Consider the following 16,702-nt stretch of genomic DNA (forward strand, 5'->3'; position numbering starts at 1 on the left):
GGATACTGAAACCCAAGGTTCAAATCCTAAATTCCAAATCTCAAGCCTCAATTCTCGAATCTCAAATCTGGTATCTCAAATTCAACTCTCAACTCATATCTCTTACATAAATGTCATTACAACAAAAATTTACAGGAACAGGTATTGCTATTGTTACGCCGTTTCACGAAGACCGCTCCATTGACTGGGCAAGTTTTGAAAAACTGATCCATTTCTGGATTGAAAATAAAATTGAGTACCTGGTAGCTGTAGGTACAACCGGCGAAAGTGCCACACAAACCCGGGAGGAAGAGCAGCAGGTATTTGATTTTGTAAAGCAGGTAAGTTCCGGCCGTGTGCCGTTGGTAGCCGGTGTAGGCGGCAATGATACCCGGGAAGTGCTGGAGGCATTTGGAAATATGAAGCTGGATGGTTATGATGCGATCCTTTCTGTATCACCTTATTATAATAAGCCCCGCCAGGAAGGGATTTACCAGCATTATAAAGCATTGAATGACGCGGCTCCGTTGCCGATCATTATGTACAATGTGCCGGGCCGCACCGGTATGAGTGTTTCGGTAGAAACGACGTTACGTATTGCACATGATTGTAAAAATATCTTTGCAACAAAGGAAGCCTCCGGAAGTTTTGAGCAGGTGAACCAGATCATGAAGAACAAACCTGCTGACTTTATGCTGATCAGCGGCGACGATGCTATTACCCTTCCGATGATCGCCTGTGGCGCAAAGGGATTGATTTCTGTAGTAGCGAATGCCTATCCTAAAGACTATGCGGATATGGTACGCCTTTGCCTGGCCGGTAAATTTGAAGAAGCGCTGCCCCTGCATCTGAAATACCTGGATATGGTAGATGCAATGTTTAAAGAGGGCAGCCCCTCCGGTGTAAAATATGTACTGCATAAAATGGGCTATTGCAATAACACGATGCGGTTACCGGTAGTTCCCATCAGCAGCACGCACGAAGCGCACCTGGATCAGCTGATGGCTTCTATTGCCGTTTCCTAATCCTGTTGATATTATTTGCTGAAAGCCTCCATACAGGAGGCTTTTTCTTTTAGATACGATGCTACGAGATGTTGAGCGAAGCTCCTGCTTTTAATGGCAGCAGGGCCGCTTTGTGCGGGCACTGCTGCATTTAGTGTAACAGAAACTTTTGTTCCGGGGATCGGCTCTTAGCCGGGCCATCAGGGTCTGCGTAAAGAAATCCCTATGATTTCGCAAAATTGTAGCAAGGTAAAATGTAGCAATTTTTTTTGTTACAAAAAACAGTGCTACAAAATTGTGAATCGTCCTGGAAAAAGTTGACAGTTTGACGGTCCTGGAAAAATAGCTGGATGGTCGACGCTATTGCTTAAAAACACTTTAGGATTACACCGGTATTCTGTTGTCTTCTTCGGTAAACCGGATCGCATATTGCTGCAGTTCCAGGAGGATGGGTTCATAAATTTCTTTGATGGTGGGGATCTGCAAACCGGTTGCGCGGATCTGTCCGCTTAAGATCAGCTTTGCCGCAATACCCAGCGGAAGTCCTACTGTTTTGGCCATGGCCGTATGCCCCGCATCGGTTCCTTTTACCACCAGCGAACTGGTGATTTGCCGCTGCAGTCCCTGCACCTGGTAGGCAATTTCATGAATCATAACGATCATATCCCGGTCGTCGGCAGCCAGCGGAAGCCTTGTCTCCAGCAGGTATTGCAGAATGTCTGCAGAAACTGTTGCCTGTGGCGGAATGCGTTCCGTATCCAGTAATCCCAGATAGCGGAACAAGGTGTCAACCCGTTGCTGCTCTGCTGCCGGTACATAACGTTGCAGAAAATCCTCGAAGGTGGGAGAGCGGGTATGGAAGTTTAAACAGGCCGTAAACCATGCGGCGATGGATTGATTGCGATAACTGTTGATCAGCCCGGTATCGGTCAAGGCAGACAGTCCGGCCTTTACAATGAAGTTCCAGGCAATGCAGAAACCGGGATGCCGGATTGTGGTGCGGATAACGGTATCCGCCGTTTCCAATTGGTATACCGGGATGTACGTGAGCGAATTCCGGTTGGGGTAGCAGGCCCATTTTCCCAGTGCGGGTACTTCGAGCGTGGTACAGTTTTCAAAAACTGCATCGTAGGAAATTTCAATCAGGGTTCCGTTTTCTTTATAAACCGCTCCTGCAGAACCGGCCAGCGCAATATTGCGCGGATTCCAGCTGATCTTGTAATGCCAGGGATTGTTATCGTTTTCCGGGGCGATCAATCCTCCGCAATGAGATTTGAAACCTGTGATCATACCTCCGTTCTGCCGGATACGGTCAAGGAGCTGCATGGCGCTCATATGATCGATGCCGGGATCTAATCCGGTTTCACAAAGAAACAAAAGTCCGCGGGCTTCAATGGATGCTTTCAGTTGGAGCAGTGCTTCATCAATATAAGAGGCCGTCAGCAGGTTTCTTCCGATATCCAGGCAATCCCGGGCTACAAAAATATGGAGGGCCGGCGGCAGCATAGAGATCACGATATCGGCTTCGGTGATCAGTGCTCGTCTGAGCGCTGCGTCCTCCGTATGTAATGCAATGGCTTTACCACTTGGGTGATTGTTAAGCTTGCTTTGTGCCAGCTCCGGGTTAGCCTCTGCAATAGTGAGCTGCCAGTGCTCCTGTGCCGCATGATCCAGCAAATAGCGGATCAGCACCGTGGCCGATTTCCCAGCTCCGAAAAGAAGGATCTTTTTCATGTCCTACAAGTTAATCAATTCCGGTGAATCCGATTTCTTTTACCATCCAAAACCGTGGCTGTATCGATGATTTTGCCGGGAGCGGCAACAAGGTGATAAGTTGCGTTTTTTATCATGCTGTTCCGATCAATCGGGATGTTTCAGCATCTATCGTTGTTAGGTCCTGAAACAGGAATAGATCCCTGAAGGGCCGGGGATGACATCTTAAGGGCGGCAAATCACTTTTTATGTCATGCTGTCCCGATGTATCGGGATGTTTCAGCATCTATCGTTGTTAGGTCCTGAAACAGGAATAGATCCCGGAACAGGTCCGGGATGACATCTTCAGAACGACAAAAAGAATAGAATCGGGGAATGGTTTGGGATGACATCTTAAGGACGGCAAAAGAAGATTGTTTTCAAAGGATACTACATCTTCATGGTTAACAAAATTAAGTTTGTTATCTTACAGAAGCATTGCACCTGTAACCTGTGAAGCCATGCGTATCATTACTTACTCTGTTTATATCGTTTCCAATTATTTAAGAACCGTATTGTACATCGGTGTTACGAACGATCTTGTTCGCAGGATGCAGGAACACAAAAGCGGGGATGGAGCGGGATTTACCGCCCGGTATCATTGTTATTACCTGGTGTATTATGAGGATTTCTCCGACATCCGGAATGCTATCGCACGGGAAAAGCAGCTGAAACGATGGCACCGGGAATGGAAACTGAACTTGATCAGGGAACAAAATCCAGATATGAAAGATCTTTCCGATGAATGGTTGCAGTAATCGTTGAGTCAGATCACGCTTTCGTTCATGCTGTTCCGATCAATCGGCATGTTTCAGCATCTATCGTCGTTAGGTCCTGAAACAGGAATAGATCCCCGAACAAGTCCGGGATGACATCTTCAGGGCGGCAGATTACTTTTACCGCTCAAATACTTTTTGATATTTCTTCAGGGCAGATTCGAGGTTGATGCCTTTGCCCAGAACGGGCTTAAACAGATCGCCGGTTTCTTTAATGCGCTGTACAGCGTTTTTGATCGTAAAGTCCGTCATTTTAAGACCGGGCTTTAATTCATCCCAGTGAAGCGGCATCGAAACGGTGGCTCCGGGTTTGGGACGAAGCGAATACGGACAAGCCAGTGTGGCACCCGGCCGGTTCTGTAAAAAATCGAGGTACATTTTGCCCTTCCTGTTTTTAACGATCCGCTCCAGGCTCGTAAAGGAAGGGAATTGCTGTTGTACGATATCCACGATCAAACGTCCGAACATCTGCGATTGATCGTATGTGTAAGCCGCCGCCAAGGGAATATAGATATGCAAACCGGTAGATCCCGAAGTTTTACAAAAGCACGGTACGCTGATGGCATCCAGCACCTCTTTTATAGCTACAGCAACCTGTATCACCTGGTTGAACGTGTTTTTATCCGGATCCAGGTCCAGTACGCAATAATCCGGATGGTCCGGCGATTGAATGCGGCTAAACCAGGGATTCATTTCAATGCAGCCGAGAGAAGCCATCCATAGCAGGGTAGCTTCATTATCGCCCACCAGAAATTCTTTGTTTTCTCCTTCGCTGGTGGTATAAGGAAAAGTTTTTACCCAGCCGGGGGATTTTCCTTTTACATCCTTTTGATAAAAGCCGGGTTTGCTGATGCCGTTCGGGAAGCGGTTGAGCGATTGCGGCCGGTCTTTTAAATAGGGCAGGATATATTCGGCAACCTGGTAATAATAATTAAACAGATCCCTTTTGGTGTAGCCTTCCTTTGGCCAGAATACTTTACTCAGATTGGTAAATTTCAATTCATGACCATTGATGGTACGTACCTGGGTTTCGTTTGTTGGATTCAGTAGGGTTTTCCGGCTTTGATCTTTAGGCGGTTTCATCAATGCCACAGCGGGCTGCTGCTGGTCGTTGACTTCGTGTACTACTTTTTGGGTATTGGCTTCCGTTTCGCGAACAACGTCTTTTGCCTTTTTATCATCGCGCATGCCTTCAAAGGAAGGATGCCGGAAAACGCCGTCCTCGGTAATTTCTGCAAAACTGATTTCGCAAACAAGCTGTGGTTTGAGCCAGGTTGGCTTGGCACCCATCCGCTGCCTGAAGCGGGAAGGCTTGTCTACATCAATTTCTTCCCGGAAGGGAGACTGGTCGGTGATCAGGGGTTTGAATTGATCCATCATGCTTTGCTGCTGCTTATCGGAAAAGCCGGTTCCTACTTTACCTGCATAGGTGAGTTTCCCCTTGTCATAAACAGCCAGGAGCAGCGCACTAAAGGTTTTGGAAGTACCTGCGTTTTTGGTAAAGCCGGCAATGACCACTTCCTGGCGTTTATTTACCTTGATCTTTAGCCACTCTTTACTGCGCAGATCAGCCGTGTACACACTGTCTGCCCGCTTTGCCATAATTCCTTCCAATCCCATTTTTTGAGCTGCTGCAAACATTTCGGTGCCTGGTACATTGAAAACAGTGCTCAAACGGATATGGTCATCACCGGTTGGCAGCACGGCTTTTAATATAGCCTGCCGCTCGGTCAGCGGCAGGCCCATAAGGTTTTTACCATCGTACCAAAGTATATCGAATACATAAAAAGCCAATTCGGCATCGGCCTCACTGCGCCAGTTTTGCAGCGCATTGAAATTGGCGCCTCCCTTTTTATCCAGTGCCACAATTTCGCCGTCGAATACTGCGTTGAGCTTCCATTGATGGATGATATCATAGATGGGATAAAATTTTTTATCGAAGGATTTGTTATTCCTGGAGAGCAGCCGGGTTTGCCCGTTCCGTAAAAATGCCAGGGTGCGGTAGCCGTCCCATTTGATCTCGTACACCCAATCAGGATCGTTGAAAGGCCGGTCTACAAGTGTGGCAAGCATCGGCTTTATATCCACCGGTATTTTGCCACGTTTTGCTTTTGCCAGCAGGGCGGTTACATCCGTATTTAGTGTTTCTTTCAACTGCTCGCTGGCGGCAATGTGCTTATCGGCCTGCTTTTTTGGAGGTGAGGTTTTTGCTGGCGGTTTTTTTTTTGCTGCTGCTTTGGAAGTTGCCTCGCCATAGATGTGTTTGCTGGTAGCCGCTACTTTTTCAATGGGTTTGCCCGACTGTACGGATTTGTCCTTTAATAATATATCTGCAGAGGAAGCGTATTTGTCGTCCAGTTTCATGAGCAGCCATCCATTTTCCCCACGGCCCGTTGCCCGTACAAGAGCAAATGCACCTTTCAGTTTTTTACCATGAAGTATGAATTTTAGCTTTCCACTCAGTAAACCATGGAGTAGGTGTTTTTCCTGAGCGGCCTTGGATTCGTCTTCCAGTTCCGCATCTTCAAATGAACCCTCATCCCAAACGATTACCGTTCCGCCACCATACTGGCCGGCAGGAATGATGCCTTCGAAATCGCGGTAGTCGTAGGGATGATCCTCTACCATCATTGCCAGCCGTTTTACCTTAGGATCGGTAGACGGCCCCTTTGGTACCGCCCAGCTCTTCAAGACGCCCCGCATTTCAAGCCGGAAGTCGTAATGCAGGTGTGAAGCTGCATGTTTTTGTACCACGAAACGCAGGGATTGTTTATCTGTTTTTTTGCGGCCAAAAGGCTCCGGCGTTTTGGATGGATCGCGCTTCTGGCGGTATTTTGTAAGCGACATGTGAGTGTGTTATAAATTATTTGGCATGTCTTTTCTTTAAGTATTGTTCCAATGTCTTCCGGTCATTGGAGCCGGTGGCCTTTATGGCACCGGTAACTGCCTGGCTGGATACGCCCAGCTTTTCTTTGAAGTATTGCAGTTCGTATTTTTCAGATCCGCTTACTTTACTCCGGTCGCGGCCATCGCGTATTGTTTTATTATCTGCCATAATGAATGATTTTAATGATTTTAATGAATGGTGCCGGTTTTAAGGACCAACGTCCTGCCCGGCGATTTTCCCGGTGATCTTAAACAGCGCCTATACCAGATTGCTCGGCACCGGAAAACGGATGTTATTCAAAGTACAAAATTGTTGCCAAACGCGCTGCAGGCATCACTAAAACCACGATACCGATACCTAAAGCAATGCTCCGGCTCCGGTTGCATAACTGTGTAAGAAGGCCGCGTTTAAAAAAGACATCGGGCCCTGTGTTTTACAAAGGTTGCCAACGGAACAAACCATTTGTGTGGAATTTTATGCCCAGATACTATTATAGAGCTGCAGCCGGCGGCAGTATATCCGGAATGGCACATCCGGAACGGTAATTGCTTTTTAAACGAAGTGTTGTACTGCTGTTTGATAACAGTGATATGCAAGTTCCTAAAAATGATCATTATGAAAACAGAAGCATGGTTGCAACGGGTCTATGCATGGCTGATGCAGCACGGCCCGGCTGTGTTGCTGGCTGTTGTTGTATTGTTCCTTGGTCTGTGGCTGATACGGCTTTTCTCCGTCTATCTGAACCGCATTATGCGGCGGAAGCAGATCGACGGTTCGCTGAAACCGTTTCTTCAAAGCGTAGTGATAGTGGCACTCCGGGTATTGCTGCTGCTGGCGGTAATGCAGATAGCGGGCATTACCATGACGCTGTTTGCGGCGCTTGTTACATCCTTTGGTGTGGCCGCAGGGCTGGCGCTTTCCGGCACTTTGCAGAATTTCGCCAGTGGCGTGCTGATCCTTTTTTTGAAACCGTTCCGGGCCGGGGATAATATTATCGCGCAGGGGCAGGAAGGTACTGTTACTGAGATCCGGATCTTCTATACGATCGTTACTACTTTCGATAACCGGATCGTAGTGATCCCTAACAGCAAATTGTCGAATGAAGTAATTATTAATGTGAGCGGATTGGGGAACCGGCGGTTAGATATCGAAATGAAATTTATGAACGGTACCGACTACGATCTGGTAAAGCGGGTGATAGAGCAGGCCATTGATGATGCCGGCAATATCCTTCATGAGCCACCCAAACGGATCGGGATCTCTTCTTTGGAGCCGGATGGCTACAAAGTGATGCTAAACCTCTGGATCGATGCGCATGGTTTTGTAGATACCCAGTTCCGGTTCCAGGAGAAGTTACTGCAACGCCTGAAGCAATCCGGGTTGAAACTGCCGGGTATGTAAGGCACGGAAACTACAGATCAGCGGTCTACCGGCTATTTTTATAACAACGTGCAAGCAGATATGTCGGATCGGTGGGTTATGCCTCCCGGAGCTGGTCGAGTGCCTGGGCATGTTGTTCAAGTGCACGGGCTTTTTTCGAGATGTCGCCCCTGGCGGATTTGAGCAGCTGCCATTGATTCTTTTCTTTCTGTAAAACCAGTACCTCATTGCGGTCATTTGTAACAAGGCAGCAATCAGGCCCGGTATCCGAATGATAAAAAACAAAACGATAAGCGATACGACCAATGGTTTTGTCGGCCGTCAACGGCTCCTCCGGTGGCTGACCGGTGGCCCGGGCCGCAACGCTCTTTTTGGATGCTGCCCCTTCCTTTCGTTTTTCAGGAGCGGGCAGCTTTATTGAACGGGGATCATAACCGGGTATCATCAGGCGGATGGTTCTGCTTAAGTCGGCTCCTAAAACATCTTCTTCTGCGGCAAACTTATCCTTGAATTTCTGAAGCACGGTACCCGCCGAGGTTTGCTTAATAATAAACCGGCCCTTGAGTTTTTTACCATTCAGAATAAAAGAGAAGGATCGTTGCCGGAGTCCCTGCCGGATCTTTTTTTCAACGGCCAGCTTATCATCGCCTTTGTTGATGGAATAGGTACCCCTGTCATAAACCTGTTTGCCGGGGATCTCTTTGGGCATAATGCCTTTGAGCCGGGTGATTTTGCGTGCAAACCGGTTGTCGCGGGTGGGGGGGTAGTTGCTTCGCCAGATATAATAGATATTCCCCGCCTCCAGGCAGATATGAAATTCCTTTTTATTCGGCTGGTATACGACAAAAGAGGGTAAGTCTTTATTGGGTTTGGCCATATTCAGGGGTTCTCCGTTACAGAGGCGCAAGAACTATTCCATACTTTAAACCGAGTGAACGTTGCTGTATCTTTAAGCGACCGGCAGTGTAAAATAAAAGGCACTGCCTTTTCCCGGCCAGCTTTCTACAGCTATTTGACCATTGTGCGCTTTGACGATTTCACTGCAAATGAACAGGCCTATGCCGAAGCCGGGGACATATTTTGTTTGGGTATTGCGTACCCTGTAGAACCGGGTAAAGATCAATGGCTGGTCTTCCAAACGGATTCCCGGGCCATAGTCTTCAACAGTGAGCCGTAACTGGCCGTTTATAATATCACAATCAATGGTAATTGCCGACCCGGCCGGGGAATACTTAATTGCATTGCTGATCAGGTTGTGGATGACCTGTGCAATTTTCTCTTTATCGGCATCGATCCAGATCTCCCGGGATTTAAAGGAAAGGATATGACTGGTAACGGTTGCTTTCAGCTCTTCTTCTAACTCATGCAATAAGATACTGATATCAAATCGCTCGATGCGCATATGCATATTGGACGACTCAAAGCGGGCGGCATTTAAGAAGTTGTGGAGCATCCGCGTCATCTTGTCCAGCTGCTTTTCAACAATCGTTAACATGGATGCGGCATGTTGGTCGCCGTCGCTGACAGCCCTGGCCTGCAGGATTTCCACAAAACCGGTTGCGGAGGTCAGGGGGGTTCTCAACTCGTGGCTGATCGTGCTGATAAAATCATTTTTGCGCTGCTCATTTTCCTTTATGTCTGTAATATCCACCAGGGAATTAATATAGCCGGCAAAAGAACCATCGGAATGGAAGCGGGGAGTGGCCTGCAGTAACAACCAAAGGTAGGATCCGTCCGCCCGCACGATCCGGAATTCAGACTTCCAGCGAAGCTTCTTTTCAGTACGCTCCGCCAATAAACGTTCGATCCGGATCTTATCGTCCGGATGCACCAGGTCTAACCAGCCCGATGCAAGCAGGTCCGGTATCGTCCGACCCGTGACCACTGCCCATAACCGGTTGAAATAAACATTCGTTCCTTGTCCGTCCGTTACATTGATCATTACGTCGGCGCCTTCCGCCATATTCCTGAAGCGGTTTTCGCTTTCAACAATTTTCATTTCAGCATTCCGGATGTCCGTAATATCTCTTGTAGTACCGGCAATTGCTTCCACGTCGCCTATTTCATTAAATACCGGTGTGAAAATATAGTCGTATATGCGCCGGCCTAAAACGGCATGCGGAAAGGAAACCTCTCCCCGTATCGGCAGTTTGGTTCGTCTTACCGTATCAATCTCCCTTTCGTGCATGTTGGCATGCCAATCTTCATAGCCGTTTTCCCGCAGGCCCTTTCCAATGGCGGCTTCCCATTCTTTTCCCCACATGGCGAGCAGCGCCTTATTGGCATAGGTGAACCGGTAATTGAGATCAAAGACATAGATCAGGTCGGGGGTGCTTGCGGTAATGGTTTCATATAAACGGATTTGCCGTTCTGCTACCTGCCTGGCGGTCCGTGTAACATCGGATGCGCGGTGGCTTTCTGTAATATCTATGCTGCCAACCAGCCATTCAACAATCTGCTCCTGGTTATCCATAACAGGAACAGCGCTGGATAACGCCCAGCCGGTGCCTCCGTTAGCCGTGCGCACCCGATGTATTAACCGGAATCTTTGTTTGCGGGCCACCGCTTCCCGGACCATATGGGCAACCCGGGCCTGATCCTCCTGTGGAATGTATTGGTGCAGCCAGTCTGTAACCGGTGTGTCTGTTTGTTGCAGAAAGCCGGTACTCTTAAGATGCAGCATCCTGCTCCAGTCGCTGCTCATTGTAAAAACAGCGTCGAAGGCAGCGGAGATGGATGTGGTTAAGATATTTTCTGGTTCCATAAAGGGCTTGCGATACATTAGCTGTACTCGGGTATAAACACAAGATAAGCATTCATTTGATACCGGTCAACTTTTGGTCTTCAAATTTCGATGGCCCTCATGAAGGATTGGTGAACGTTCTGTTGCAATGCGCTGTCCGATAGGCCAGGCCTGGTTTTCAGCGTACCTCCAGGCGCTGGAAACCAGGGTGGGGAATAAATTCTACAGTCGTTGGAATGGATATTTTTTAAAAAAGGCCGGTCCAGGAATAGACCAGCCCATAGAGAAAATGTTCGTGAATTCGAACGGGTATAAAACTGCATCTTTAATAAAATCCTGCTATGTAATCCGCTCTTTTTACTTGCTTTTAAACCATTGCTGAGGCGAATGATAACAACACCTGTTCCTGAAATGTACTACATCCGGAGCTATTGTATGCATGCATATAAAACACTTCGTTTGGCGTTTTCTTCAATGCAGGCTGCTATTTAACTTCCTCAAAGGGCACATCGGTAACATCATCTGCACCGGCGCTTTGTGCGTGTTCATTCCCGTCCGGGCCTCCGGTGTGGTCGGATGCACTGCCGGCATTGTCTTGCGGAGCTGTTTTATACAGGTCTTCACCTGCTGCGGTCCAGGCTGTATTCAGGTCCGCCGTGGCACGCTCAATGCCCGCCATATCCTGCTGCTCGTGGGCATACTTCAGGGCAGACAGGGCCGCCTCGATCAATGATTTTTTATCCACGGGGATTTTATCTCCATATTCTTTTAATTGTTTTTCTGTTTGGAATGAAAGACTGTCGGCTTGGTTGAGCTTTTCAATTTTTTCTCTTGCCGCTTTGTCTGCTGCTTCATTGGCTTTGGCATCTGCCCGCATTTTCTCCACCTCGTCTTTACTTAAGCCGCTGCCCGCCTCTATGCGAATGGTTTGTTCCTTTCCGGTACCCTTGTCCCGGGCGCTCACATTTAAAATACCATTGGCATCAATATCAAAGATTACTTCTATTTGAGGAAGGCCCCGTGGTGCGGGCGGAATACCATCCAGGTTAAAGATGCCCAGGCTTTTATTATCTTTTGCCATAGAACGGTCGCCCTGTAGCACATGCACCTGTACGCCGGGCTGGTTATCGGCCGCAGTGGAAAATGTTTCCGATTTTTTTGCCGGGATCGTGGTATTGGCAGGGATCAGCGATGTCATTACGCCGCCCATGGTTTCAATACCCAATGAAAGGGGCGTAACGTCCAGCAATACCACATCTTTCACATCGCCGGTCAGTATTGCGCCCTGGATAGCCGCTCCGATGGCTACCACCTCATCCGGGTTTACGCTTTTATTGGGTTTCCTGCCGAAGAATTTTTCTACGATCTCCTGCACTTTCGGAATGCGGGTGCTGCCGCCTACCAGTATCACTTCGTCAATATCCTTTGTGGTAAGCCCGGCATCTTTCAGCGCCGCTTCACAAGGCTTTAAGCAGCGACCAAACAGGGCGTCGGTGACCTGCTCGAACTTTGCCCGCGTTAGTTTTTTTACTAGGTGTTTGGGTACCCCGTCCACGGCAGTAATATAGGGCAGGTTGATTTCTGTTTCGGTAGAAGAGGACAATTCAACCTTTGCTTTTTCTGCGGCCTCTCTTAATCGTTGCAGTGCCATCGGATCTTTCCGCAAATCGATATTTTCATCTCTTTTGAACTCCTCTGCCAGCCAGTCTACGATCAGTTTATCGAAGTCATCGCCTCCCAGGTGGGTATCGCCATTGGTAGACTTTACTTCAAAAACACCGTCGCCCAGTTCCAGTATGGAAATATCAAAGGTTCCGCCGCCAAGGTCAAAGACGGCTATTTTATGACTTTTATCACTTTTCTCCAATCCGTAAGCCAGGGCCGCAGCGGTAGGCTCATTCACAATCCGGCTCACTTTCAGCCCGGCAATTTCACCTGCTTCCTTGGTGGCCTGCCGCTGGGCGTCGTTGAAATATGCCGGCACGGTAATCACGGCTTCATTTACCTCCTGGCCGAGGTGGTCTTCCGCAATCTTCTTCATTTTTTGCAGGATGATGGCGGATATTTCCTGGGGGGTATACAGGCGTCCGTCGATATCAATGCGCACCGTATCATTATCGCCGCGCACTACTTTATAGCTCACATGGGAAAGCTCGCTTTGTACTTCATCAAATTTACGTCCCATAAAGCGCTTTACAGAGGAAATGGTATTCTGCGGATTGGTAATAGCCTGTCTTTTGGCCGGATCCCCAACCTTGCGTTCCCCGTTTTTTAAAAAGCCTACAACCGATGGCGTTGTACGGCGGCCTTCATCGTTGGCAATTACTACGGGCTCGTTTCCTTCCATTACGGAAACACAGCTGTTGGTGGTACCGAGGTCTATACCGATTATTTTTCCCATGTTATAAAAATTTAAGGATGTGTAAACGATCTGTGTCGGATTTTTTTGTTTTAAAGGCTGTTGCAATGATCTTAAAACCGGGCAATTGCTGTGCTGTAATATCCGGATGTATTTTGTATCGGCACTGCCTGCTCCTGCTTTATAAACCACAACAAAGCTGCATGCTAAAAGGGATACAATAATAATTTAAATAACGCGAAGGGCAGGCGGTTATTTGTATCAGAAATCATGAAAACAGTGTTGAATATCGTATATATATGTTACCGCGGAAAGCACTGATGCATCGGATCGGTTAATTTGGGGTGCCGGGTGCGTAAACCGGTGTTGTGCGGATTGCGGGAAGCGTTTTTGCGGTGCGCACTTCAGCCATTCGTTTGCAGCCGGGAACGGTGGTTCATTCCGGCTGTTTTTTCAATGAACAACCGCAGATAATTTGTATATTGGTATGGATTTTAAAACAGATCACCGGTATTGCGGGGCCGCGGCAATCCGGGTTGCGTTACAAAGATGATAACAGATAATTTCGGACGGAACATTCACTATTTGCGACTGGCTGTTACAGACAGGTGTAATTTACGTTGTACCTATTGTATGCCGGCGGGGGGGCTGCAATGGCTGCCCGGTAAGGAGCTGATGCGGTATGAAGAAATGCTGCGGCTCTGCCGGCTGCTGGTAACAATGGGCATCGAGAAGATCCGTATTACCGGTGGGGAACCTTTTGTACGAAAAGACCTGATGCCGTTTTTATACCAGCTTGCGGAAATCGGCGGACTTAAGGAGCTTACCCTTACAACCAATGGCCTGCTAACAGAAAAATATGTTCCAGGGTTAAAACAGCTGGGGGTAAAGGCGGTTAATTTAAGTTTGGATACCCTTGATCCCGGTCGCTTCCGGCAAATTGCCCGCAGGGATGGCGTCGATAAAGTACTGGCAACCATGCACCGGCTTTTGGAGCAGGATATCGATGTTAAAATAAATGCCGTGGTAATGGAGGGAAAAAATATTGAAGATATTGTGCCATTGGTGCTGCTCACGAAAACGCTGCCCGTTAGTGTGCGGTTTATAGAGGAAATGCCCTTTAACGGCGGGGGTGGCCCGGTTCCGTTAAAATGGGATGCTGTGCAGATGCTCCGCCATATAAAAATGTATTTCCCGGATATGGAACGGACAGCGGATCCCGCCCATGCAACCTCCAGTAATTATAAGATCCCGGGATTTACAGGAAGCCTGGGCATTATAGCCGGATACACGCGGTCTTTTTGCGGAAGCTGCAACCGCATTCGTATTACGCCTGCCGGAATACTGCGTACCTGCTTATACAGCAGTGGCGGCCTGGATCTGAAGCAGGCGATGCGTGCCGGAGCTGCCGATGCTGAAATAGAACAACTCATAATAAACGCCCTGTTGAAAAAGCCGGAAGACGGCTGGGCGGCACAGGACATACCGGAGGTTGCAAGGATTCCATATGAATCAATGGCAGCCATCGGCGGATAAACACAGCTATGATTACGGTAGAACAAGCGGGACAGATCATTCAATCGCAAACCAGGGATTTTGGTGTTGAGGAGGTGTTTTACGAAAACAGCCTGCAAAGAGTGCTGGCCGAAACGCTTTTTGCAGACCGGGATCTGCCGCCCTTTAACCGCGCTACGGTGGACGGAATTGCTCTTCATTTTGAAGACTACAAAAATGGTTTGCGCAGTTTTAAAATAAAGGCCACCCAGGCAGCAGGTGAAATACCTGTTGCAATTGATGCTAGAGGAGCATGCGTTGAGCTGATGACCGGGGCGGCGCTGGATGAAAGCGTTGATACCGTGATCCGTTATGAAGATCTTGATCTTTCAGACGGGAGTGCAACGATCAAAGATGTGGAAGTTAAAAGAAGTCAAAATATTCATTTCAGGGGAAAAGATAAAAAGCAATACGATAAAATGGCCGGTGCCGGAGAGGTCATTAGCCCGGCGTTGATCGGGCTGGCCGCCTCCATTGGTAAAACAAGATTGCAGGTAAAAAAACTCCCGCGGGTCGCCATCCTTTCCACAGGAGATGAAATGGTGCCTCCACATACCGTACCAACGGCATTCCAGCTGCGGCGCTCCAACGGCGTAACCCTGAAGGCCGTGTTGGAAAGCTACCGGATCGATGCGGAGGTTTTTCATCTTAATGACGATAGCGCCCTTATTGAAAGCGTATTGAGCCGCTGCCTGGATGCATACGATGTACTGCTGATGAGTGGGGGCGTTTCGATGGGCAAATTCGACTATGTGCCGCAGGTTTTGGAAGGACTGGGTGTGGTGCAATTATTTCATAAAATAAAGCAGCGGCCGGGCAAACCTTTCTGGTTCGGGGCACGCGATGGCCGTCAGTTGGTTTTTGCATTTCCCGGAAACCCCGTTTCGGTATGGATGTGCCTGCACCGGTATTTTATTCCCTGGCTGGAGGCGTCGCTGGAAATACGATCCCGGGCGCCGGAGTATGCTGTGCTGCAGAATGATATTTATTTTCCTCATTCCCTGCAATTCTTTGTACAGGTGAAACTTGAGATGAATGACCGGGGAATGCTAACGGCGCTTGCTGCGGAAACAAATGGCTCGGGCGACTTTTCGAATCTGGTGTATACCGATGCCTTTATGGAATTGCCATTGGAAAAAAATGAATTTAAAAAAGGGGAAGTATACCCCGTGTGGAGGTATCGTTAACCCGCCTTATGCTTTAATTATGACTGCATTTACGCATTTAGATAAAAACGACAGCCCGGCAATGGTAGATGTGGGCGAAAAGAAAATCACCCGCAGGGAAGCCGTGGCCCAGGCTGTTATCGTGTTGCCGGAAGCGGTTTTGAAAGCCCTTCAGGACCATGATTTCGCAACCTCCAAAGGCCCGGTTTTTCAAACGGCCGTTATTGCCGGCATTATGGCGGCAAAAAAGACCGGAGCGCTGATACCGCTTTGCCATCCTTTGGGATTGACAAATTGCAGCGTCGATATCACATTAAATGCCCAACAGGAAATTGTTATTCGCTGCACTGCCAGTATAGAATCCCAAACCGGTGTAGAAATGGAAGCGCTTACCGGCGCATCGGTTGCCGCGCTCACCATTTATGATATGTGCAAGGCATTGAGCCATGATATGGTAATTAAAGAAATTAAACTCATGGAGAAAAGAGGAGGCAAACATGATTTTAAAAGACAATAACCGGCCACCGTTAAACGGGTTGGTGCTTGCCGGTGGCCGGAGCACCCGGATGGGTAACGACAAGGCCCGGATCAAATGGTATGGAAAGGAACAGCGCTATTATGCGGCGGACCTGTTGCGCGGCTTTTGTGAGGAAGTATTTATTTCCTGCCGGCCGGAACAGGTAAACGATGTTGATGCGGCCTACAAGGCGCTGCCGGATAGTTTTCTGAACATGGGTCCCTTGAGCGGTATTCTTTCTGCGCTGCGGTTGCAAAGCGCCAACGCCTGGCTGGTGGTGGCCTGCGATCTGCCGTTGCTGGATAAGCGTTCCTTACAATTTTTAATTGAGCACCGGGCTGCTGGAAAAATAGCTACTACGTATCAAAGCCCGGTGGATGGGTTGCCCGAACCCCTGATTACCATATGGGAGCCCGGAAGCTATCCGGTTTTGCTGCGGTTTTTAGGGGAGGGGATTACCTGTCCCCGGAAGGTGCTGCTCAACAGCAATACCTTTGTCCTGGAAACAGGCAACGGCGCAGCCCTGATGAATGTGAATACACCGGAAGATGCGGAGCAGGCGAAAAGAATGATGAATAAATAATC

Annotated in this window: 13 protein-coding genes; 7 read left to right on the top strand and 6 right to left on the bottom strand. The window is 48.4% G+C overall.

Annotated elements, in window-relative coordinates:
- The first annotated feature begins 110 nt into the window (after positions 1 to 110).
- Positions 111 to 1,004: a 4-hydroxy-tetrahydrodipicolinate synthase gene (gene dapA / locus LQ567_RS01375; RefSeq protein ID WP_231002300.1), complete on the top strand. Its 894-nt coding sequence runs from the start codon at positions 111 to 113 to the stop codon at positions 1,002 to 1,004.
- Between the two features lie 363 nt (positions 1,005 to 1,367).
- Here the strand turns inward: dapA and LQ567_RS01380 are convergent, their stop codons facing one another.
- Positions 1,368 to 2,717 carry a saccharopine dehydrogenase C-terminal domain-containing protein gene (locus LQ567_RS01380; RefSeq protein ID WP_231002301.1) on the bottom strand — a complete coding sequence of 450 codons (1,350 nt, stop codon included), beginning with the start codon at positions 2,715 to 2,717 and terminating at the stop codon, positions 1,368 to 1,370.
- 479 nt (positions 2,718 to 3,196) lie between these two features.
- On the opposite strand from LQ567_RS01380, the gene LQ567_RS01385 reads away from it, so the two are divergent.
- Positions 3,197 to 3,493: a GIY-YIG nuclease family protein gene (locus LQ567_RS01385; RefSeq protein WP_231002302.1), complete on the top strand. Its 297-nt coding sequence runs from the start codon at positions 3,197 to 3,199 to the stop codon at positions 3,491 to 3,493.
- Between the two features lie 138 nt (positions 3,494 to 3,631).
- Here the strand turns inward: LQ567_RS01385 and ligD are convergent, their stop codons facing one another.
- A complete protein-coding gene (ligD, locus tag LQ567_RS01390; RefSeq protein ID WP_231002303.1) occupies positions 3,632 to 6,358 on the bottom strand; it encodes a DNA ligase D in 2,727 nt (908 codons plus the stop codon).
- 16 nt (positions 6,359 to 6,374) lie between these two features.
- Positions 6,375 to 6,566, bottom strand: coding sequence for a DUF3606 domain-containing protein (locus LQ567_RS01395; RefSeq protein WP_231002304.1), 192 nt, complete (start codon positions 6,564 to 6,566; stop codon positions 6,375 to 6,377).
- A gap of 447 nt (positions 6,567 to 7,013) precedes the next feature.
- Here LQ567_RS01395 and LQ567_RS01400 point away from each other — a divergent pair, with 447 nt between their 5' ends.
- Positions 7,014 to 7,799, top strand: coding sequence for a mechanosensitive ion channel family protein (locus LQ567_RS01400; protein WP_231002305.1), 786 nt, complete (start codon positions 7,014 to 7,016; stop codon positions 7,797 to 7,799).
- A gap of 76 nt (positions 7,800 to 7,875) precedes the next feature.
- Here LQ567_RS01400 and LQ567_RS01405 read toward each other — a convergent pair whose 3' ends face one another.
- The 3 genes from LQ567_RS01405 to dnaK form a co-directional block, all read right to left on the bottom strand.
- Entirely contained in the window at positions 7,876 to 8,655 is a 780-nt protein-coding gene (locus LQ567_RS01405) for a hypothetical protein (protein ID WP_231002306.1), read from the bottom strand.
- A gap of 72 nt (positions 8,656 to 8,727) precedes the next feature.
- On the bottom strand, positions 8,728 to 10,542 hold the full coding sequence (locus LQ567_RS01410; RefSeq protein ID WP_231002307.1) for a PAS domain S-box protein: 1,815 nt from the start codon (positions 10,540 to 10,542) through the stop codon (positions 8,728 to 8,730).
- 463 nt (positions 10,543 to 11,005) lie between these two features.
- Entirely contained in the window at positions 11,006 to 12,922 is a 1,917-nt protein-coding gene (gene dnaK / locus LQ567_RS01415; protein WP_231002308.1) for a molecular chaperone DnaK, read from the bottom strand.
- 507 nt (positions 12,923 to 13,429) lie between these two features.
- Between dnaK and moaA the strand changes: the two genes are divergently transcribed.
- From moaA to LQ567_RS01435, 4 genes are read left to right on the top strand one after another with little or no spacing between them, the layout of a single operon-like run.
- Positions 13,430 to 14,416 (top strand): GTP 3',8-cyclase MoaA, encoded by a 987-nt coding sequence (gene moaA / locus LQ567_RS01420; protein WP_231002309.1) that lies wholly within the window; start codon positions 13,430 to 13,432, stop codon positions 14,414 to 14,416.
- Positions 14,417 to 14,424: 8 nt separating this feature from the next.
- On the top strand, positions 14,425 to 15,621 hold the full coding sequence (locus LQ567_RS01425) for a molybdopterin molybdotransferase MoeA (RefSeq protein WP_231002310.1): 1,197 nt from the start codon (positions 14,425 to 14,427) through the stop codon (positions 15,619 to 15,621).
- Positions 15,622 to 15,640: 19 nt separating this feature from the next.
- Positions 15,641 to 16,117 carry a cyclic pyranopterin monophosphate synthase MoaC gene (gene moaC / locus LQ567_RS01430; RefSeq protein ID WP_231002311.1) on the top strand — a complete coding sequence of 159 codons (477 nt, stop codon included), beginning with the start codon at positions 15,641 to 15,643 and terminating at the stop codon, positions 16,115 to 16,117.
- The gene (locus tag LQ567_RS01435; RefSeq protein ID WP_231002312.1) at positions 16,098 to 16,700 is read left to right on the top strand and encodes an NTP transferase domain-containing protein; all 603 of its coding nucleotides are present in this window, start codon (positions 16,098 to 16,100) and stop codon (positions 16,698 to 16,700) included. Before moaC ends, LQ567_RS01435 begins: the two co-directional genes overlap by 20 nt.
- The last annotated feature ends 2 nt before the right edge of the window (positions 16,701 to 16,702 follow it).

The sequence above is a fragment of the Niabella pedocola genome (assembly GCF_021044425.1).
GTDB lineage: Bacteria > Bacteroidota > Bacteroidia > Chitinophagales > Chitinophagaceae > Niabella > Niabella pedocola.